General features: G+C 66.3%; 20 protein-coding genes. 4 read left to right on the top strand and 16 right to left on the bottom strand.

Annotation, left to right across the window (positions count from 1 at the left end):
• From paaG to paaA, 8 genes are read right to left on the bottom strand one after another with little or no spacing between them, the layout of a single operon-like run.
• Nucleotides 1–792: a 2-(1,2-epoxy-1,2-dihydrophenyl)acetyl-CoA isomerase PaaG gene (paaG, locus tag G7Y82_RS14375; RefSeq protein WP_168148827.1), complete on the bottom strand. Its 792-nt coding sequence runs from the start codon at nt 790–792 to the stop codon at nt 1–3.
• The gene (gene paaZ, locus G7Y82_RS14370; protein ID WP_168148826.1) at nt 789–2,846 is read right to left on the bottom strand and encodes a phenylacetic acid degradation bifunctional protein PaaZ; all 2,058 of its coding nucleotides are present in this window, start codon (nt 2,844–2,846) and stop codon (nt 789–791) included. The genes paaG and paaZ overlap by 4 nt, the downstream gene beginning before the upstream one ends.
• 27 nt (nt 2,847–2,873) lie before the next feature.
• Nucleotides 2,874–3,650 carry an enoyl-CoA hydratase-related protein gene (locus G7Y82_RS14365; protein WP_168148825.1) on the bottom strand — a complete coding sequence of 259 codons (777 nt, stop codon included), beginning with the start codon at nt 3,648–3,650 and terminating at the stop codon, nt 2,874–2,876.
• Between the two features lie 7 nt (nt 3,651–3,657).
• Nucleotides 3,658–4,734 (bottom strand): 1,2-phenylacetyl-CoA epoxidase subunit PaaE, encoded by a 1,077-nt coding sequence (gene paaE, locus G7Y82_RS14360; RefSeq protein ID WP_168148824.1) that lies wholly within the window; start codon nt 4,732–4,734, stop codon nt 3,658–3,660.
• A 20-nt stretch (nt 4,735–4,754) separates the two neighbouring features.
• On the bottom strand, nt 4,755–5,297 hold the full coding sequence (paaD, locus tag G7Y82_RS14355) for a 1,2-phenylacetyl-CoA epoxidase subunit PaaD (protein WP_168148823.1): 543 nt from the start codon (nt 5,295–5,297) through the stop codon (nt 4,755–4,757).
• A 4-nt stretch (nt 5,298–5,301) separates the two neighbouring features.
• On the bottom strand, nt 5,302–6,069 hold the full coding sequence (gene paaC, locus G7Y82_RS14350; RefSeq protein ID WP_168148822.1) for a 1,2-phenylacetyl-CoA epoxidase subunit PaaC: 768 nt from the start codon (nt 6,067–6,069) through the stop codon (nt 5,302–5,304).
• 50 nt (nt 6,070–6,119) lie between these two features.
• Nucleotides 6,120–6,404: a 1,2-phenylacetyl-CoA epoxidase subunit PaaB gene (gene paaB, locus G7Y82_RS14345; RefSeq protein ID WP_168148821.1), complete on the bottom strand. Its 285-nt coding sequence runs from the start codon at nt 6,402–6,404 to the stop codon at nt 6,120–6,122.
• 28 nt (nt 6,405–6,432) lie between these two features.
• Entirely contained in the window at nt 6,433–7,425 is a 993-nt protein-coding gene (paaA, locus tag G7Y82_RS14340) for a 1,2-phenylacetyl-CoA epoxidase subunit PaaA (RefSeq protein WP_168148820.1), read from the bottom strand.
• 176 nt (nt 7,426–7,601) lie between these two features.
• On the opposite strand from paaA, the gene G7Y82_RS14335 reads away from it, so the two are divergent.
• Nucleotides 7,602–8,525: a PaaX family transcriptional regulator gene (locus G7Y82_RS14335; protein WP_168148819.1), complete on the top strand. Its 924-nt coding sequence runs from the start codon at nt 7,602–7,604 to the stop codon at nt 8,523–8,525.
• A 322-nt stretch (nt 8,526–8,847) separates the two neighbouring features.
• Here the strand turns inward: G7Y82_RS14335 and G7Y82_RS14330 are convergent, their stop codons facing one another.
• Nucleotides 8,848–9,120 carry a hypothetical protein gene (locus tag G7Y82_RS14330; protein ID WP_168148818.1) on the bottom strand — a complete coding sequence of 91 codons (273 nt, stop codon included), beginning with the start codon at nt 9,118–9,120 and terminating at the stop codon, nt 8,848–8,850.
• A 151-nt stretch (nt 9,121–9,271) separates the two neighbouring features.
• On the opposite strand from G7Y82_RS14330, the gene G7Y82_RS14325 reads away from it, so the two are divergent.
• On the top strand, nt 9,272–9,700 hold the full coding sequence (locus G7Y82_RS14325) for a thioredoxin family protein (protein WP_168148817.1): 429 nt from the start codon (nt 9,272–9,274) through the stop codon (nt 9,698–9,700).
• 38 nt (nt 9,701–9,738) lie between these two features.
• Here the strand turns inward: G7Y82_RS14325 and G7Y82_RS14320 are convergent, their stop codons facing one another.
• The gene (locus tag G7Y82_RS14320; RefSeq protein ID WP_168148816.1) at nt 9,739–12,123 is read right to left on the bottom strand and encodes a bifunctional acetate--CoA ligase family protein/GNAT family N-acetyltransferase; all 2,385 of its coding nucleotides are present in this window, start codon (nt 12,121–12,123) and stop codon (nt 9,739–9,741) included.
• Between the two features lie 8 nt (nt 12,124–12,131).
• Nucleotides 12,132–13,085, bottom strand: coding sequence for a histone deacetylase family protein (locus G7Y82_RS14315; RefSeq protein WP_206370722.1), 954 nt, complete (start codon nt 13,083–13,085; stop codon nt 12,132–12,134).
• Between the two features lie 220 nt (nt 13,086–13,305).
• Between G7Y82_RS14315 and G7Y82_RS14310 the strand changes: the two genes are divergently transcribed.
• A complete protein-coding gene (locus G7Y82_RS14310) occupies nt 13,306–14,058 on the top strand; it encodes a Crp/Fnr family transcriptional regulator (RefSeq protein WP_168148815.1) in 753 nt (250 codons plus the stop codon).
• 2 nt (nt 14,059–14,060) lie between these two features.
• On the opposite strand, the gene G7Y82_RS14305 is transcribed toward G7Y82_RS14310, so the two are convergent.
• From G7Y82_RS14305 to hemN, 5 genes are all read right to left on the bottom strand, one after another.
• Entirely contained in the window at nt 14,061–14,675 is a 615-nt protein-coding gene (locus tag G7Y82_RS14305) for a response regulator transcription factor (RefSeq protein ID WP_168148814.1), read from the bottom strand.
• A gap of 97 nt (nt 14,676–14,772) precedes the next feature.
• Nucleotides 14,773–16,287 (bottom strand): PAS domain-containing sensor histidine kinase, encoded by a 1,515-nt coding sequence (locus G7Y82_RS14300; protein WP_168148813.1) that lies wholly within the window; start codon nt 16,285–16,287, stop codon nt 14,773–14,775.
• Between the two features lie 72 nt (nt 16,288–16,359).
• Nucleotides 16,360–16,806 (bottom strand): thioredoxin family protein, encoded by a 447-nt coding sequence (locus tag G7Y82_RS14295; RefSeq protein ID WP_168148812.1) that lies wholly within the window; start codon nt 16,804–16,806, stop codon nt 16,360–16,362.
• Between the two features lie 85 nt (nt 16,807–16,891).
• On the bottom strand, nt 16,892–17,050 hold the full coding sequence (locus G7Y82_RS14290; protein WP_168148811.1) for a hypothetical protein: 159 nt from the start codon (nt 17,048–17,050) through the stop codon (nt 16,892–16,894).
• 91 nt (nt 17,051–17,141) lie between these two features.
• Nucleotides 17,142–18,548, bottom strand: a complete 1,407-nt coding sequence (gene hemN / locus G7Y82_RS14285; protein WP_240954311.1) for an oxygen-independent coproporphyrinogen III oxidase — start codon at nt 18,546–18,548, stop codon at nt 17,142–17,144.
• 161 nt (nt 18,549–18,709) lie between these two features.
• Between hemN and G7Y82_RS14280 the strand changes: the two genes are divergently transcribed.
• The gene (locus G7Y82_RS14280; RefSeq protein WP_168148810.1) at nt 18,710–19,315 is read left to right on the top strand and encodes an OmpW/AlkL family protein; all 606 of its coding nucleotides are present in this window, start codon (nt 18,710–18,712) and stop codon (nt 19,313–19,315) included.
• The last annotated feature ends 50 nt before the right edge of the window (nt 19,316–19,365 follow it).

Raw genomic sequence — 19,365 nt, 5'->3', positions numbered from 1 at the left:
TCAGCGCCCTTTGAACTGCGGCGCGCGCTTGGCGAGAAACGCATCGACGCCCTCGCGATAGTCGGCGCTGAAGCCAAGTTCGCGCATACCGTCGCGCTCGTGATCGAGCTGCGCATCGAGCGTGTTCGCCGCGCTGGCGTGGATCGCCTGCTTGGTCCGTGCCAGACCCAGCGTCGGCGCCTGCGCCAGATGCGCAAGCAAGGCTTCGATCTCGGCGTCGAACGCCTCGTCGTCGACGCACTTCCAGATCAGGCCCCAGTCGGCAGCCTGTTGTGCGCCGAGCTTGTCGCCGAGCATTGCCAGCCCCATGGCGCGCGCGGTACCGACCAGGCGCGGCAGGAAATACGTGCCGCCGGTATCCGGCAGCAGGCCCAGCTTGCAGAACGGCTGCAGAAAGCTCGCCGAGCGCCGCGCGATCACCAGATCGCAGGCCAGCGCCAGATTGGCACCGGCACCGGCGGCGACACCGTTGACGGCGCAGACCACCGGCAGCGGCAGGGCCCGCAGCGCGCGCACCAGCGGCGCGTAGTAGCGCTCGACGGACTCGCCAAGATCGACCGCGGCGCCACCCGGCGACACCGCACGATCGCCGAGATCCTGCCCCGCACAGAACGCACGTCCGGCACCGGTCAACAGCAACACGCGGACCGACGCGTCGGCCTGCAGCTGCGCCAATGCCTGCTGAATCTCGCGGTGCATCGCGACCGTGAAGCTGTTGAGCTTGTCCGGCCGATTCAGGGTCAGGCGCGCAATGCCGGCGTCGATCGTGAAGTCGATGGTGTCGAAGCTCACGCCGCCGCTCCGAGCTGCGCCTTTTGCGCCGCGCCGGCTTTCTCGACCATGGTCAGCACGTCGTACTGGGCGACCAGCTTGTCGTCCTGATTCGTCACCACCGCGTCCCAGCGCACTTCGCCGTAGTTTTCGGTGATGCGCGGATTCTTCTGCTTGCAGGTCAGTACGACCTTGAGCCGGTCACCCGGAAACACCGGCGTCATGAAGCGCAGGTTGTCGACGCCGTAGTTGGCGAGCACCGGCCCCGGGTTCGGTTCGACGAACAGGCCGGCGGCGATGGAGACGATGAAATAGCCATGCGCGACACGACCGCCAAAGAACGGGTTGACCTTGGCGGCCTCCTCGTCCATGTGCGCGTAGAAGGTATCGCCGGTGAAATTCGCGAAGTGCTCGATGTCGGCCAGTGTCACTTCACGCTCGTCGGACATCACGCAGTCGCCGAGCTGCAATTCTTCGAGGTTCTTGCGGAACGGGTGCACGCCCGGCTGGCGATCACCACCGGCGATCCAGCGGTCGGTGACCGCCGCCAGCATCTGCGGCGAGCCCTGCAGTGCGGTGCGCTGCAGATAGTGCATGACGCTGCGCATGCCGCCGAGCTCTTCGCCGCCGCCGGCGCGACCCGGACCGCCGTGCACCAGCCCCGGCATCGGCGAACCGTGTCCGGTCGATTCCTTGGCGCAATCCCGGTTGGCCAGCAGCAGACGGCCGTGGAAGCAGGCCACACCGAGCACCATGGCCCGCGCGAAGCCGTTGTCGTAGGTGAACACCGAGCCCACCAGGCTGCCCTCACCGCGGCGCGCCAGCGCGATCGCATCATCGACCGAGTCGTACGGCATCAGCGTCGACACCGGCCCGAAGGCCTCGACTTCATGCACCACCGCGTGCGCATGCGGTTGATCGCAGCGCAGCAGCAGCGGCGGCAGGAAGGCACCGGCCTGCGCATCGGCACCGGTGACGGTGAACTGCGCCGGATCGCCGCAGACCAGCGTCGCCGCCTGCTGCAGCTCCTGCACGCGGCTCAGCACCTCGTCGCGCTGGCCGATGCTGGCGAGCGCGCCCATCGTCACGCCTTCGACGGCCGGGTCGCCGACCACGACCTTGGCCAAACGCTGCTTCAGCGCCTCGGTCACGGCGTCGAGTTGCGCGCGCGGCACAAAGGCGCGACGGATCGCCGTGCACTTCTGGCCGGCCTTGGTCGTCATCTCGCGCACGACTTCCTTGACGAACAGATCGAACTCCGGCGTGTCCGGCGTCGCGTCCGGGCCGAGCATCGAGAAATTCAGCGAGTCCGCTTCCATCGTGAAGCGCACCGAATTGCGCACCACCGCCGGATGCTGCTTGAGCTTGCGTCCGGTCCCGGCCGAGCCGGTGAAGGTGACGACGTCCTGACACTGCAGGTGATCGAGCAGATCGCCGGTGCTGCCGCAGATCAGCTGCAGCGCTCCGTCCGGGAAGATGCCGGAGGCGATCATGTCGCGGAACATGCGCTCGGTCAGATAGGCCGTCTGGCTGGCCGGCTTGACGATCGCCGGCATGCCCGCGAGCAGATTCGCGGACAGCTTTTCGAGCATGCCCCAGCACGGGAAGTTGTACGCGTTGATGTGCACCGCAACGCCTTCCAGCGGCACACGGATGTGTTGGCCGACGAAACTGCCCTTGCGCGACAGGCCTTCCGGCACCCCGTCGATCACGAAGCAGGCGTTCGGCAGCTCGCGGCGACCCTTGCTTGAAAACGCGAACAAGGTGCCGATGCCGCCCTCGATATCGACCCACGAGTCGGTACGCGTCGCGCCGGTCGCATGCGACAGCGCGTAGTAATCCTCTTTGCGCTCCATGAGGTACTGCGCCAGCGCCTTGAGCTTGAGCGCACGCTCGTGAAAGGTCAGCCGGCGCAATGCCGGGCCGCCGACCGTGCGGCCGTATTCGAGCATGCCGGCGAAGTCGAGCCCCTTGCTCGATATCGTCGCCACCGGCTCGCCGGTGATCGCGTTGCGGACCGTGTCGCCGCCTTCACCGGCGAACCAGCGTCCCTGCGCATAGCTTTCGATCTTCATGGAAGCCTCCTGGATCGTGACATTCGCTCAGCCGTGACTGAACACCGGCTTGCGCTTCTCGATGAAGGCACTCATGCCTTCACGCCGATCGGCGAGCGAAAAAGTGGATTCGAAAAGACGGCGCTCGCAGGCCAGGCCATCGGCCAGCGTCGTTTCCAGCGCCTGATTGACGGCTGCGCGTGCGATGCGCACGGCCGGCGCCGACAGCGCGGCGATCGCCGTTGCAACCTTCAGTGCCTCGTCGAGCAACCCGGCCTGCGGCACGACACGTGAAACCAGTCCGCAACGCTCGGCCTCGGCGGCGTCGATCATGCGTCCGGTCAGCACCATCTCCATCGCCTTGCTCTTGCCGACCAAGCGCACCAGACGCTGGGTACCGCCGGCGCCGGGGATGGTGCCGAGCTTGATCTCCGGCTGGCCGAAGCGGGCGTTGTCGGCGGCAAGGATGAAGTCACACATCATCGCCAGCTCGCAGCCGGCGCCGAGCGCAAAGCCGGCGACGGCGGCGATCACCGGTGTCTGGCCGCGTTCGAGCTGGTCCCAGGCGCCACGCAGCGACGTCGACTGCCGCGCGTCTTCGCTCGTCCAGCCGCTGAGCGTGCGCACGTCCGCGCCTGCGGCAAAGGCCTTGCCGTCGCCGGTGATGACGATGGCGCCGATGCCGGCGTCGGCATCGAACGCCGCCAGCGCTGTCTTCAGCTCGTCGCGCAGCGGCAAGGACAAGGCGTTCAGCGCCTCGGGGCGATTCAGACGAATGAGCCCGACACGGTCGCGGCGTTCGACGATCAGCAGCTCGTAGGCCATCGCGCGCTCAGCTTTCCTGATCGAAATCGAGCACCAGCTCGTCGGTCAGCGGATAGCTCTGGCAGGTCAGAATGAAGCCGCGCGCGACCTCGTAGTCCTCGAGCGCGAAATTGGCGTCCATCTCGACCTCGCCCTTGGTCATCTTGCAGCGGCAGGTCGAGCAGACGCCGCCCTTGCACGAGTACGGCAGCTCGATGCCCTGCTCCAGCGCCGCGTCGAGAATGGTTTCCTTGTTGCGCGCGATGAAAATCTCGCGCGAACGGCCGTCCTGGATCAGCGTCAGCTTGCAGTCCGCCTGCGCCTCGGCGCTGGCCGCCGGCCGCGCCCGCGGCACGCGCGGCAAGCCGCTCGCGAACAACTCCATCTTGATTCGCGATTTATCGACGCCGTGCGCCTGCAGGCTGGTGGATACCGCTTCCATCATGCTTTGCGGGCCGCAGATATAGGCAACATCAATGTCGGTCGGGTCAAGCCAACGCTCCAGCAGCTGATCGCACTTGTCGCGATCGATCCGCCCATTGAACAGCTCGATGTCCTGCGGTTCTCGGCTTAATACGAACACGAGGTTGAACCGCGTCAGGTAGCGGTCCTTCAGGTTTTCAAGCTCTTCCTTGAAGATGACCGACGATGAGCCCCGATTGCCGTAGAACAGCGTGAAGCGGCTTTGCGGCTCGGCGGCCAGCGTGGTCTTGATGATCGACAGCACCGGGGTGATGCCGCTGCCGGACGCGAAGGCGACGTGATGGCGCTCCAGCGCCGGTTCGAGCGGCACGTGGAAATGCCCGGATGGCTCCATGCACTCGATGACGTGCCCCGGCTGCAGCTCGCGATTCGCCCAGGTCGAGAACAAGCCGTCCTGCACACGTTTGATGGCGATGCGCAGCGCGCCCTCGTCCGGTGCCGCGCAGATCGAATACGAGCGGCGCACTTCCTCGCCGTCGAACTGGCCGCGCAGCGTCAGATGCTGACCTTGCGTGAAGCGGAATGCCTCGCGTGCGGTGTCCGGCACGTCGAAGGTCACGACCACCGCGTCACGCGTTTCCGGCGTCAGGCTGGCAACCCGCAGTCCGTGGAATTTGCTCATCGATTCTAACCTCGTGCCGTTCAGTGGCACTTGAAGTAGTCGAACGGCTCGCGGCAGTCGCGGCAACGATACAGCGACTTGCACGGCGTCGAGCCGAACACACTGGTGATTTCGGTGTGGGGGGAACCGCAATGCGGACAAACGACGTCCGGTGCCGGCGGCGCCCGCCGCAGCTGGCGCAGGTCGACGACGTGCTCGGTTCGACCGTCGGTGCTGCGCCCAACCGGCGGCGCGATACCGTAGGCGCGCAGCTTTTCGCGCGCCGCCGGGGCCAGCCAGTCGGTGGTCCACGCCGGCGACAGGCGGATCTCGATCTCGACCCGCTCGATGCCTTGCGCCTGCAGCGCACTGCGAATGTCGCGATTGATGACCTCGGTGGCCGGGCAGCCGGAATACGTCGGCGTCACCGTGACGTGACAGGTCTGTGCCTGCGCATTCCAGCGCAGGTCGCGGACAATGCCCAGATCGACGATCGATATCACCGGAATCTCCGGGTCCGGAACGGCTGTCAGCCAGTCCCATATACGGGTGGTGTCGATCTGTGTGGCGGCAACGGTGTTCACGGTCTTACCACTGCGCCCCGGGATAGCTGCGCTGCAGCACCTGCATTTCGCCGAGCAAATAGCTCAGCGCCTCACCGTGACGGCCCTGCTTGCCGCCCTGATGCATCCACGCATCCGGATTCGGCAACGTCAGCGTCGCCTCGTCGAACACCTCGCGTACATAGTCCAGCCACGGCGCGCGCAGCGACGCCGGATCGAACCCGTAGCCCTGCGCCGCGGCATCGGCGTCGACCGCGTCGCCCATGAACATCTCGCCGGTATACGCCCACAACGCGTCGGCGGCGGCCTGCATCATCGCGTGGCTGCGCTCGCTGCCGTCGCCAAGACGGACCACCAGATCGCTGCTGCGGCGCAAGTGATAACTGACTTCCTTGAGCGCCTTTTCGGCGATCGCTGCCATCTGCGCGTCGTTCGACGCCAGCAGGCGGCGCAGCGCCAGCGCATGCCAGGCATCGAAATAGAATTGCCGCACCATCGAATCGGCATAGTTGCCGTTCGGCTGTTCGACCAATAACAGATTGAAGAATTCGCGGTCGTTACGGTGATACGCCAGCGCATCCTCGTCGCGCCCCTGAGCTTCGAGCTCACCGGCATACGTCAACCAGTGCCGCGCCTGCCCAAGCAGGTCGAGGGCGGTATTGGCCAGCGCCATGTCCTCTTCGAGCGCAGGGCCTTTGCCGCACCACTCGGACAGGCGATGGCTGAGAACCAGAGCGGTATCGCCAAAACGCAGCGCATACGCCAGCTTTTGCGCAGCATCGGTCTGCGACATGTGAAATCTCCTGGGATCGGCGGCCGCCTGGGCCGCCGCGTCGCGAGCGACTAGATGTGCTTGACGGCTTCCGGCATCGGGAAGAACGTCGGATGCCGATAGACCTTGCTGTTCGACGGCTCGAACAACGGCTCCTTGTCGTCCGGGCTGCTGGCGACAATGTCGGCCGAACGCACAACCCAGATGCTCACGCCCTCATTGCGTCGCGTGTAGACGTCGCGCGCATTGTTGACCGCCATCTCCGCGTCGGGCGCATGCAGGCTGCCGACGTGCTTGTGCGCCAGGCCGTGCTGACTGCGGATGAAGATTTCCCACAATGGCCATTCTTTTTTCATTTCGCTCTCCTCGAAAGCGGCTTGACGATCAGGCGGCAGCGGCGCCACGCGCCGCCTGCTTGTCGGCGTGAGCGTTCAGGCCCTCACGGAACCACTCGCCGTCCTCGTACGCCTGCACGCGCGTCGCCAGGCGCTCGCGATTGCACGGACCGTTGCCCTTGATGACGTTGAAAAACTCGTCCCAGTCGATGGCGCCGAAATCGTAATGGCCGCGCTCCTCGTTCCATTTCAGATCGGGGTCGGGGATCGTCAGGCCCAGGTACTCGGCCTGCGGCACGGTCTGGTCGACCATCTTCTGACGCAGCGCGTCGTTGCTGAACAGCTTGATGCCCCATTGTGTCGACTGCGCGCTGTTGACCGAATCGGCATCGCTGGGGCCGAACATCATCAGCGCCGGCCACCACCAGCGATTCAGCGCATCCTGGGCCATCGCCTTTTGCTCGGGCGTGCCGTTGCACAATGCCAACAACAGGTCGTAGCCCTGCCGCTGATGGAACGACTCCTCCTTACAGACGCGCACCATGGCCCGTGCATAAGGACCGTACGAACACCGACACAGCGGAATCTGGTTGATGATCGCCGACCCGTCGACCAGCCAGCCGATCGCACCAATGTCGGCCCAGGTCAGCGTCGGATAGTTGAAGATGCTCGAATACTTGGCCTTGCCGGCGTGCAGTTGCGCGATCAGAGCATCACGCGAAACACCCAGCGTCTCTGCCGCGCTGTATAGGTACAGGCCGTGACCGGCCTCGTCCTGGACTTTGGCGAGCAGGATGGCCTTGCGCTTGAGCGTCGGCGCGCGCGTGATCCAGTTGCCTTCCGGCAACTGACCGACGATCTCGGAGTGCGCGTGCTGGCTGATCTGTCGAACCAGCGTTTTGCGATAGCCCTCCGGCATCCAGTCTTTCGGCTCGATCTTCACGCCGGCATCGATGCGCTCCTGGAAGACCCGTTCCTGGCCCTCAAGTTCATCGGTGCCGCGAACGCGCTGGGCGCCGGTTTCCACTAGCTGCGCATACATGCTCGTCCTCCGTTTCTGTGGCGCGCTTCACGCCGCTTGATAAGAGGACTATATGACACTAACTTTTTATTGTCTACATTTTTTATGTATCACTTTTATTTTATGTATCGTTTTGAGCTGAGCCTCGCCGTCCGTTATCGTGCGCAGCCTATCGACACCACTGCGCGCCGCATCGCATGAAATTCAACGCCTGGCTGCAATCGCTGCTGACCAAAGACGCGCCCAAGGGAAAGTCGCTGCTCGTGACGCTGCTTGGCGATGCGCTGGCACCGCTGCAAAGCGATTTCTGGCTCGGCGAGCTGATCACCCTCGCCGCGCCGTTCGGACTCAACGAGCGCCTGGTACGGACCACGATTTTCCGCCTCACCGACGAAGGCTGGCTCGAAGCGGAGCGTGATGGCCGGCGCAGCCGCTATGCCATCACCCGCACAGGTCTCGCGCGCATCGCACAGGCCGACCACCGCATCTACGCGCCGGCGCCCAAGGACTGGGGCGGCCAGTGGACGCTGGCGCTGCCGCTGCGCGGCGGCGACGGGACCGATCGCAGCGAGCTGCGCCGCGAACTCGAATGGGAGGGCTTTGCCGCACTTGCCAACGGCCTTTACGTGCACCCGAATGCCGATCGCCAAGCCTTGCGTACGCTGATCGAACGTCTGGACCTCGGCGATTCGCTGTTGCTGCTGAGTGCAACCGATTTGCCCGGCGTCGTCGGCACCTCACTGACGCCACTGGCTCGGCAAGCGTGGCCTCTGGAGCAGATCGCCGCGCGCTATCGCGCTTTTATCGCCGACTTCACTGCGCTCGCGAAAAATGTACTGCCGGCGCTGAAGCTGAGCGATGAGCAGGCCTTCATCGCCAGAACCCTGCTGATTCATCACTTCCGGCGCGCCAGCCTGCACGACCCGCGCCTGCCACTGGCGATGCTCGACGCCGACTGGGCTGGCCAGCAGGCCTATGAACTGTGCCGGAATCTGTATCTCGCCTTGTGGACCGCATCCGACCGATGTCTGCGCGCGCAGTTGGAACTCGCCACCGCACCAGCGGCGACAAGCCCGGAACAGGCTGTTGCAGAACTCAAGCGGTTCACGGCGACCGACTAGTTGAGCGAGTGCATGCCGGTCTAACCAAACATAAAAAGAGCTGCGGCGGACGCCGACATCCGCCGCAGTCCTCATCGAATCAGCGGCCTCCTGGCCACCGGTTCAACCGCAGCGCCGCACCGTTGCCGGCGGACCGCTGCGCACGGTCGCGCCACGGGGGGTTATGGCGCGAGTCGATAGAGGATCCGGCCAGGGGGGATGACCGGACTCTGTTGAGGTGGCGCGCAAGCGGCGTGCCCGGCTCAAGTCATGGCGAGCGTCCGCTTCGGCCCTGCATCGCGCATGGCGGCGGCTTGCACGCCATGCGTTGTGCGTGCCACGTTCAGCCGCGCAGCGCACCGCGTATCTGCGCGTAGCCGTTCTTCAGCACATCGAGCATCAGCTGTGCCGCGACATCGACCTCGCCGCGCGCCGTCTGCGCTGCGACCTCGGCGCGCCCCAGATGCTCGTTCAGGGCATCGAGGTGCGCTTCGAGTTCATTCCAGCGATCGCGCACCTCGGCCCGCAGCAGATGTGCCTGCAGCTTGAGCTCGTCGCGGGTGGCGCGCAGCGCGGCCAGCTCATCGTTCAGCGCCAGCTTTTCGGAATCGCTCATGTCGAATCTCCTGATAAAGGTCTGAGGGCGCTAGCGTCGTGCTATCCGCGCGATCGCGACATGACGGGCATCAAGGTCGGCGGCAACTATTGATTGGCACGGGCGCGTCCCCATCTGCAGGAGGCGCCACCTTGGGCGCCCGGAGTTCGAGATGAGTCTGATTCGACAATGTCCCGCGTGCGGTCGCGGCAACCGCGTTCCCGCTGCCCACCTGGCCGACAGCGGACGCTGCGGCGCCTGCAAGGCCGAGTTGCCGCCGCTGGCCGTACCGGTCAATGTCGACGCCGCACAGTTCGACGCCATCGTCGCGCAGGCGACGGTGCCGGTACTCGTCGACTTCTGGGCCGAATGGTGTGGTCCGTGCAAGCGCGCGGCACCGGAGGTGGCACGCGCCGCGCAGGCATTGGCCGGTCGCGCCATCGTGCTGAAGGTCGACACCGAAGCGCAGCCGGCGCTGTCGGCGCGTTACGCCGTGCGCAGCATTCCGAACTTTGCCGTGTTCCGCAGCGGCCAGCTGATACGCCAGCAGCCGGGGCTGATGCCGGCCAGCGCCTTGCAGCAGCTCGCGCTACAGAGCTAGCGCCTGGCGCTGGGGCGGCGCAGCAAACAACAGCGGGATCAGGACCCGCTGCGCGACCAGACCCAGCGGTGGCGGCGATCGACCGGGGCCGCCTCGTCACGCGGAGGCAGCGCCAACTCGACGCGCCGGCAATCCGGGTCTTCGTGCGGCCGGAATTCAAACCCCAGGTGCTCGGCCAACGTCAGCATCGGCGTGTTCTGCCGCAGGATGTCGCCGTAGATCAGCGTCAATGCGCAGCGCCGCCCGTGCGCCAGCAGTTCCTCCATCAACATGCGGCCCAGCCCCCGCCCAGCGTGCGCGTGTTCGACAAGAATCGAGAACTCGCCGGCCTCGCCGTAGGGATCGAGGATCAGCTGCGCGACCGAGCATAGGGCGCCGGGCATCCCTTCGGGCTCGGTGACCAGCACCAGCTCGCGGTCGTAATCGACCTGCGTCATGCGCGCGACCATTTCGTGCGAGAAGCGCCGAATGGTCGCAAAAAAACGCAGGCGAACATCCTCGGGGCGCATCCGCTCGAGCAGCTGGATCAACGCCGGCTCATCCTCGGGACGCACGGCTCGCATGTGGTAGCGACGTTCGTCGCGCGTCGTCAGTGTTCGCGACAGCACCTCCGGATACGGCGCCAGCACCAGCCGCCGGCGTTCGTCCTGTGAGACCGGATCGAGGTCCACGGTGGCATCACCGTAGACGGGTGCCGGCATCTCGGCGCTGATCGTGCAGCGCACACGCAGCGTCCGCACCGACGGATGCTCGAGCGCGATATCCGACAGATTCAGCAAGGCGCCGTGCAAACGCGTTGCCAGTGCACCAAGCTGCGCGCCATCGAGAGTCAGCTGCATGTCTTCGATCATGCGTCGCGCCAGCAAGACATCGAGCGGTGCGAAACCGCGTGCCGTCGTCGATCGCAGCACGCCGCCGACCGCGGTGATCGTCAGGTGTTCGCCAAGCTCCGGGTGTCGGCAAAGCTCCAGATCGAAGGCGTCGCCAGCGCCCGCGGCCGACGATGCGCGCATGCCATAGCAGGCGACGAAACGCTGCGCCGTTTCGCCATCGAGTTGCACATGACCGGCGGCGATCGCCGCGGCAACGATGCGGTGCGCGGCATTGCGGTCGCGGGCACTTTGCGCCCGCGTCGGCGGCGTCTGCATCAGCAACTCGCGGGTGCGGCCGTGCAGCCAGCGATAGCGCAGCGCGCGCGCCGCCTGGCCGGCAGTGACGAAGGTCGACAGCCCCGCCTCCACGGATTGCGTGCGTGCGGTCGATGCGGTCTTCAGCCCCAGCCAGACGGTCACCAGGCGTGGGTCGAGGTGCGCATCGCGCAGCGCTGCGACACAGGGCTCGTGCGGCGAATCGACCGACGGGCTGTGAACCAGCAACAGGTAGTCGATGCTGTCGTCATCCAGCAGCCGCTGACAGATACGCGCCAAGGCCTGCGGTTCGGTCGGACCGAGGTCGAGTGCGCGGTCGAGGCGGCGCGCGCGCGGCGCCTGCGTCTGCACATAGGCCAGGCTTTCGTCACTGCACGATGACGGCGTCAAGCCATAGCGCAGCACGGCGTCGAGGCCCAGCGCGCAGACGCCGGCGCCATTGCCGAGCGCCAACACCCGGGTCTGGCTGCGCGCCGGTATTCGCGCCAGTGCCGACAGCGCGTCGAACACGCCATCCAAGGTCTCGCTCTCGACCAGGCCGGCGCGCGCAAAGGCGGCACTGCGAACCGGATCGGCGGTGGTCCGGCCTTCCTCGCTACTGGCGCGGCTTTGCAGGACGACGACCGGTTTGACGCGCGCACAGGCGCGCGCCGCCGACATGAACTTGCGCCCGCCACGAATGCTGCCCAGCTGCAGGATGACGCCGCGAGTCGACGGATCCAGCGCGGCGACATCGAGAAAGTCGGCAACGTCGGCATCGTCCTCGGCGCCGGTCGTCACTGCCCACGAAAAGCCGATGCGGCGCCCCGCCGCCCAGTCGATCGCCGCCGAGGCAATCGAGCCGGATTGCGCGATCAGGGCGATGCCGCGCGACGGTGTTTGCACCAGCTCGCCCGCGAAGGCCCCGGCCGCCAGTCCATTGCGATGCCAGAAGCCGGCGGTCCGCGGACCGAGAAAGCGCAGGCGCCCCGGTCGCGCCGCCTGCAGGACGCGCTCATCGATCGGCTCGGCGCAAACCCAGACCACGCCGCGACATTGCTGCGCCACCAGCGCTTCGACCACGGATGGATTGACGAGCGACGCATCGAAAACGATCGCCACGGCGTCAGCGGCGGCCTGCTCCGCGAGCGCCGCGCCCAGCTGCCGAGCGCTGTGCACGTGATGTGTCGGCGTGCCGAGTGCCGACAGCAAGGCCTCGTCGAGCGGCGTCGAGGGTGCGCCGATCACCAGCGCATGGCGACTGAGCAGCAGGCGTTCGAGATTCTGCGCACTCATCGCCGGACTCAGGCACCAATGAACGGACGCACGAACGATTCGACACAGACGGCCAGTGCATACGGGTCGTAGCCGCCCTCGAGCGTGGCGACCACCCGTCCCTCACAGCGCTTGGCGGCGAAGTCCCGGATCTGCGTACCGGTCCAGTAGAAATCGTCTTCGACCAGGCGCAGATCGCTGAGCGGATCGCGAACGTGCGCATCGAAGCCGGCCGACACCAACAGCATCTCCGGCGCGAACTTCTCCAGCGCCGGCAGCCAGCGCTGCTGTACGGCCGTGCGGTAGCAGTCGCTACCGTCGCCGGGCGACAGCGGCACATCGACCCGCCCCGGCGCGTCCGGCTCGCCGTGCCAATCCGGATAGAGCGGATATTGATAGGTCGAGCACAGCAGCACGCGCGGATCGTCACGAAAGATGTCGGCCGTACCGTTGCCGTAATGCACGTCGAAATCGAGGATCGCGACACGCCGCAGACCGCGCGCCAACGCTTCGGCGGCGGCAACCGCGACATTGTTGAAGAAGCAGAAACCCATCGCACGATGGCGTTCGGCGTGATGGCCCGGAGGGCGGACGCCGCAGAAGACGAAGCCGGCGTGTTTGTTCATCGCCAGCTCGACGCCGAGTACACCGGCACCGGCGGCATGCAAGGCGGCGTCAGCGGTATACGCATTCATCGACGTATCGGGATCGATGTGCACCAGCCCTTGTTCCGGATGCGTGCGCAGCACCGACTCGACGTGGTCAGCCTCGTGCACGCGCAGCAGCGCTTCGAGTGGCGCCGCCGGGGCCTCGCGGCGCTCGAGAAACAGCTCCAGCCCGCTCGACACCAGGCGGTCCTCGACGACGGCGAGCCGCTCCGGACACTCCGGATGGCCGTCTTCCATGCGATGCCGGCGGCTGCTGGCGTGCGAGATCCAGACATTCGGCAATGCGACGGGCTTGGGTTTGCGCCAATTCAGCATGTGATCGATTCTAGCGGTGCGCCGTATGTGCAGCTTGGCAGTTTCGATGAGAGCGGCCAATGACCGGCGTCAAACACGTGTCCGGCGCCGCGCAGGGTAGCGACCACACGCCGGCGGGTGCAACGCAATACGTACTTTCCGCAGCCCGACTACGCGAAATCCCGAATGGGTCGCGACGCGGCGTCGGCCTACAGTGGCGGCACGTCAGAAGGAGCCGACCATGTTGAACCTGCACACCCCCGCCGCCCCGCAATCCCAGGACCCCTGCAGCAACTGTCTGCGCCACGGCCAATGCCTCGGCGCCAGCGTGCAGAATGCGGTGCGTGATGACGAGGGCAGCTGCGTCACCGTCACGCAGCTGCAGCGTGGGCAGACCCTGTATCGCAACGGCGATGCGGTCAATGCGGTCTACGTGGTGCAAAGCGGCGCACTGAAGTCGCGACGCACGTCCGTTCAGGGTGACGAGGAAATCGTCGCGTTCCGCCTGCCCGGCGACACTGCCGGCCTCGATGCGATCAAGGCCAGCCGCCACGGCACCGAAGCGGTGGCGCTTTGCACGACCCGCGTCTGCCGCGTGCCGCTCGACACCTTGCGCCGCGAAATGCATGAGAGCGCGCCGGTCGCCGACGCTCTGCTCGCCGACCTGGGCGGCGAAATCGAACTGCTGCAGGACCGCCTGCAGAACGACCGTTTGCCGGCACAGGCCCGTATCGCCGCGTTCCTGCTGTCGCAGCTGCAGCGCCGCCGCCGCATGTTCGGTGCGCAGATCGACCACTTCACGCTGCCGATGACGCGCGTCGACCTCGGCCGCTTCCTCGGCCTGGCCACTGAGACGGTGTCGCGCATGTTTACCCGCCTGCAGGCCGACGGTGTCATCGCCTGTGACGGCAACCGGATCGAGATTCGCGACGACGCGGCCCTGCAACGCCGCTCCCAGAGCGAGCTGAACGGCGCCCTGCCGCAGGCGGCCTGACGTCAGCGGCGAGCGGCCTGAACGCTCATCAAGGCCTGCACCAGCTGCGCCAGGCCGCGCACGTCCATCTTCTGCATGATGTGCGAACGATGCAGTTCGACCGTGCGTTCGGAAAGGCCGAGATCGATGGCAATGGCCTTGTTCGCCGCACCGTCGATCAGGCATTGCGCAATCTCGCGCTCACGCGGCGTCAGGCTCGCATAGCGGCGCTCGATTTCGGCGCGCTCGCGCGCGGCATCGGCGTGCACGGCGTCGGCGGCCAGCGCACGCTGTACGCGCGAGATCATGTCGTCGTCGTTGAACGGCTTCTGCAGAAAGTCCTGCGCGCCGGCGCGCATCGCCTCGACCGCCATCGGCACATCGCCATGGCCGGTCATGAACACCACGGGCAAACGGCTGCCGCGGTCGTTGAGCACGCGATGCACCTCAAGCCCACTCATGCGCGGCATGCGAACGTCGAGCAGCACGCAACCGCGCCACTCCGGACGCCAGGCGGCGAGAAACTCGCCGGGATCATGAAAGCTGCGGGACTGCAGCCGCACGCTGCGCAACAGCAGATCGATGCTGTCGCAGATCGCCTGCTCGTCGTCGACGATATAAACCAGCGGTTCGTTCATGCGCAGCCCCTCTCGCTGGCCTCAAGTGCCGCAACTCGCATGAGAGAGCAGGCTCCCGCACCCGTTTGCGCTGCGCGCAAAGCACCGTGTCGCATGCTCATGGCGCCTCCTGCGCACAAGCCTGGCATGGCAGGCGCAGGGCGAAGGTCGCGCCGCCGTATTCGTTGCGGTAATAGCTCAACTCACCGCCGTGGGCGGACGCAATCGATTCGCAGATCGACAGGCCCAGGCCCATGCCGTGCGGCTTGGTCGTATAAAACGGCTCGAACAGGCGCGCCGCTGCCTCGGCCGGAATGCCCGGTCCGCGATCGGCGACGTGGATTTCGACCCGCGTCGGGTCGACGAGGCTGGTGACCACATCGACGACATCGCCGTGCTCGCTGCCGGCCACCGCCTCCACGGCATTGCGGATCAGATTCAACAGCACCTGCTGAATCTGTACGCCGTCGGCACGCACCGTCGGCAGACCTTCGGCAAACAGCGTGCGCAGGCGAACGCCGGACTGCCGCGCGTCGAACTCGACCAGCGGCAGGACCTCACGCACCAGATCGTTGACCGCCAGCTCGCGGCGCTGACTTTCCTGGCGCCTGGCCAGCGTGCGCAGGCCGCGAATCACCTGGCCGGCGCGCTCGGCCTGCGTGGCGATCTTGTCGAGCGGACCGATCAAGTCTTCCGCCTTGGCCGCACCGCTCTGCAGGAGTCGGCGACAGGCGCTCGCATAGTTGGCGATCGCCGTCAGCGGCTGGTTCACCTCGTGGGCGATACCGCTGACCATCTCGCCCAACTGGCCAAGACGGCTGGCATGCATCAGACGTTCGCGCAGCTGGTCGGCCTCGCGGGTGATTTCCAGCATCGCACTGCGGTCGACCAGCTCGGTGATGATCATCTGCGGCCGCCCCTCAGCATCGGTGACCGCGGCACTGTAATGCAGCGCCGTCATTTCCGAGCCGTCGCCACGCAGATAGCGCAGTTCCAGGCGCCGCTCGCCACCATCTCGGGCCAGCGCCTGCAGCACCTCGATGGCCGCGACGCGATCGGCCGGATGCAGCAGTTCGGCAAGACCGACATTCAGCAGCCCTTGCACCTCGCGACCGAGCAGATCGGCAAATTCGCGGTTGACGCGCACGATACCTCCGCTCAGGTCGGTCGTGGTCATCGCCGTCGGCGCGAATTCAAAGATACGGCGCAGCTCCTCGGCGCTGCGCTGCAACTGCGCCTCCTGGCGCTTGCGCTCGGAAATGTCGCGCAGAATGCCAACGAAGCCTCGCACCTCGCCGTCGGCGTACTCGCCGACCGACAGATCGATCGGAAACGTCGAACCGTCACGACGGCGGGCAACGACTTCACGACCGATGCCGATGATGCGGCGCCGGCCCGTGTCCTTGTAGTTGCCGATGTAGTGATCGTGCTCGCCGCGATACGGCTCCGGCATCAGCATCGAGACGTTTTCGCCAAGCACCTGTGCGGCGCGATAACCGAACAGCGCCTCGGCCGAGCGGCTGAACGCGGCGATGCGCCCGTCGGCGTCGATCAGTACGATGGCGTCGACGGCCGCCTCGAGCAGCGCTCGCAGCGGATCGTGGGCAACGGCAAAGGGCTTGCTGTCGGGCATGGCGACGCGGAAACGGCAGCGAGAGTGCGGCAATCTTAGCCTCCTCGGCGCGTTGCGCGTAGCTCCGTGAAACTACGGCTTCGAAGCGCCCCCCGAGGCAGCACTTTGTATCAGGCGGTCGATCCAGTCCAGCAGGGTCTGCAAGCGCATCGTGCCGCTGATGCGCCCCAGCTCCCGCCCTGCGAGATAGATCGCCAGCGTCGGCGCATTGCGAACGTTGCAGTCCTGCCGCAGCGACGGATAGGTATCGATGTCACAGGACGCGAAGCACAGGCCGGCGCGCAGCAGCGCCGCCTGCGCGAAAACCGGATCGAGTGTCAGGCAGGGCGCGCAACTCTGCGCCCGGAAATGCACGACCAGCGGCCGCTCGCCCGACATGCGCACAGCGTGAAACGCATCGACGTCCAGCTCGCGCGGCAGGCGTTGCGACGATGCGCCGCACTGCAGGCAATCGAACGCGCCGCCGGGCAGCGCGGCGCCACAGCGCGCGCAGCAGCCATTATCGAGGGCTTTGGGCATGATCGGTCCCGGGACATCCGGCCTTGACGCTGCCGCATCCGGCGCATGGGTGCATGAGAGCATGACGACGCGCACACCCGACGTTTCAGTGCGACGGCGCGAGCGTATGGACGGACGGCAACAGCGCCGCATTGGCGCGGTACATCGACGATGCCGCCAACGCACCGCCGATCAGGACGACCAGCGGCACCACGACCACCATCAGGATTTCGAGCCCGAAACGGGCCGATGCTTCGTGCTTCATCGCCTTCTCCTTCCTGCGCCGGCGGGCCGGCTGTCGGGCGCCATTGTGATGAGCGCCTGCGGCCGCAGCATTGATAACCGTCATGGTCGGCCTAGATCGCCGACGAGTGGCGGCCCGTGAGCGCCTGATCGGCGTAGCGGTCGAAGATGCGCGCCACGTTGCGCACCAGCGGCCGGCCACGACGGGTTACCCGCAGGCGGTCGGCAGACAGCTCGACCAGGCCGTCGTCGGCCAGCGCCTGCAACGCCGTGGCACAGTGACCGAAGTAGTCGGCGACGTCGATGCCGTAGCGCTCGCTGAGCGCGTCGTAGTCGATCTCGCCTCGGCACATCACCGATTCGATCAGCTCGCGGCGCAGCAGGTCGTCGGCGTCGAGGTGCAGCCCGCGTTCGACCGGCAGGCGACCGGCGTCGAGCGCCGCGGCGTGCAGCGCCAGCGTCTTGCTGTTTTGCGCATAGCAGTCGGCAATGCGCGAGATGGCACTGACGCCGATGCCGATCAGGTCGGTACCGGCCTGCGTCGAATAGCCCTGGAAATTGCGCTGCAGGGTGCCGGCGTCGAGCGCACGCGCCAGATCGTCTTCCGGCAATGCGAAATGGTCCATGCCGATCATGCGATAGCCGGCGGCGGCGTAGGTGGCGCGCGCCCGCTCCAGCAGTTGCAGCCGGGTCGCGCCGTCCGGCAACTCGTCGAGACGAATCTGCCGTTGCGCGGCGAACTGCTGGGGCATGTGCGCATAGGCATAGACGGCGACACGGTCCGGGCGCAGCGCCGCAACCTGGCGCAGCGTTTCGGCAAACGACTCGGGGGTCTGCCGCGGCAAGCCGTAGATCAGATCGACGGCGACTGAACGAAAACCGGCGGCGCGCGCACCATCGATGGCCGCCACCACCAGATCCTTCGACTGCTCGCGATTGACCGCTTGCTGTACCGCCGGATCGAGGTCCTGGACGCCGAAGCTGACACGATTGAACCCGAGCGCCGCCAGCGTCTTCAGTCGCGCCGCATCGACGGTGCGTGGATCGATTTCCAGCGAATATTCACGCGCCGGATCATCGATGAAGCCGAAGCCCTGATCGAGCGCGGTCATCAGTGCACCGAACTGCGTGTCGTCGAGTGTGGTCGGCGTACCGCCGCCGAAATGCAGCTGGCGTACGCCGCGTGCACCGCGCCAGTGGCTGGCCCACAGGGCGATCTCGGCCAGCAAGTGGTCGACATAGCACTCGATGACCGCCGCTTGGCGCGTGATGATGCGTGTGCACGCGCAGTAGAAACACGGATTGGCGCAGAACGGTACGTGCAGATAGAGCGACGGTGCCGCCACTTCGTTGCAGCGTGCCAGCGCCGTCAAGAGCGCGTCATGACCGAAGTGCGGCGTGAACTGCAGCGCGGTCGGGTACGAGGTGTAGCGCGGCACCGAGCCGCCGTAGCGGCGAATCAGATCGGCATCGAGGATCGGCTCATCGTTCATCTGCGCGTCCCGGGCAATGGAGGGCATGCAGATTCTCGGGATCGGCCGGTGCCAAGACCTTGACGCCGGTCATGGCCACATGTGCGGCCTGACAGCCGCGGCGAAATGCACTGACTGTCATCAATGTTCGACGGTCGGTCACGCCCAACACTGCGCTCCGCCCTAACCACAAGACCGGAGCGCACACCATGAACAAGACCCTCCTCGCCCTGGCAGCCGCCACCGCCCTCACCTACGCCGCCGCCGCTCCGGCCTATCAGACCGGCGACTGGATCGTCCGCGGCGGCTCGCACTATGTCGACCCGAAGAGCAACAACAGCGACATCGTCGACGTCGACGGCGCCTTCGGCCTGACCGGCAGCATCGAATACTTCGTCGCGCCGCAGTTCGCCGTCGACGTGTTGCTGGCGGTGCCTTTCAAGCACGACATCAAGCTCGCCGACGGCGGCGACAAGGTCGCCAGCACCCGCGATCTGCCGCCGACGCTGTCGCTGGTCTGGTATCCGAACGTCTCGACCACCGTGCATCCGTACATCGGCGCTGGCCTCAACTACACGACCTTCTTCGACGAAAAAACCAAGGGCGCGCTGGCCGGCACCAAGCTGTCGCTCGACGACTCCTTCGGCTTCGCCGCGGTCGGTGGCATCGCCTTCGACCTCAGCGATCACTGGCAGATCGGCGCCGACGTACGCTGGTTCGACATCGACACCAAGGCCAAGGTCGACGGCAGCTCGATCGGCACGGTCGAGATCGATCCGTTCGGTTACGGGCTGAACGTCGGCTATCGCTTCTGAAGCCGGTGATGCCGGGCCCCGGGGCCGCAGTTGTGGCCCCGGGGCGATAT

The organism is Solimonas marina, assembly GCF_012241385.1.
Lineage (GTDB): Bacteria > Pseudomonadota > Gammaproteobacteria > Nevskiales > Nevskiaceae > Solimonas > Solimonas marina.
The sequence above is the reverse complement of the archived record's forward strand: the minus strand, read 5'-3'. Positions and strand labels throughout refer to the sequence as shown.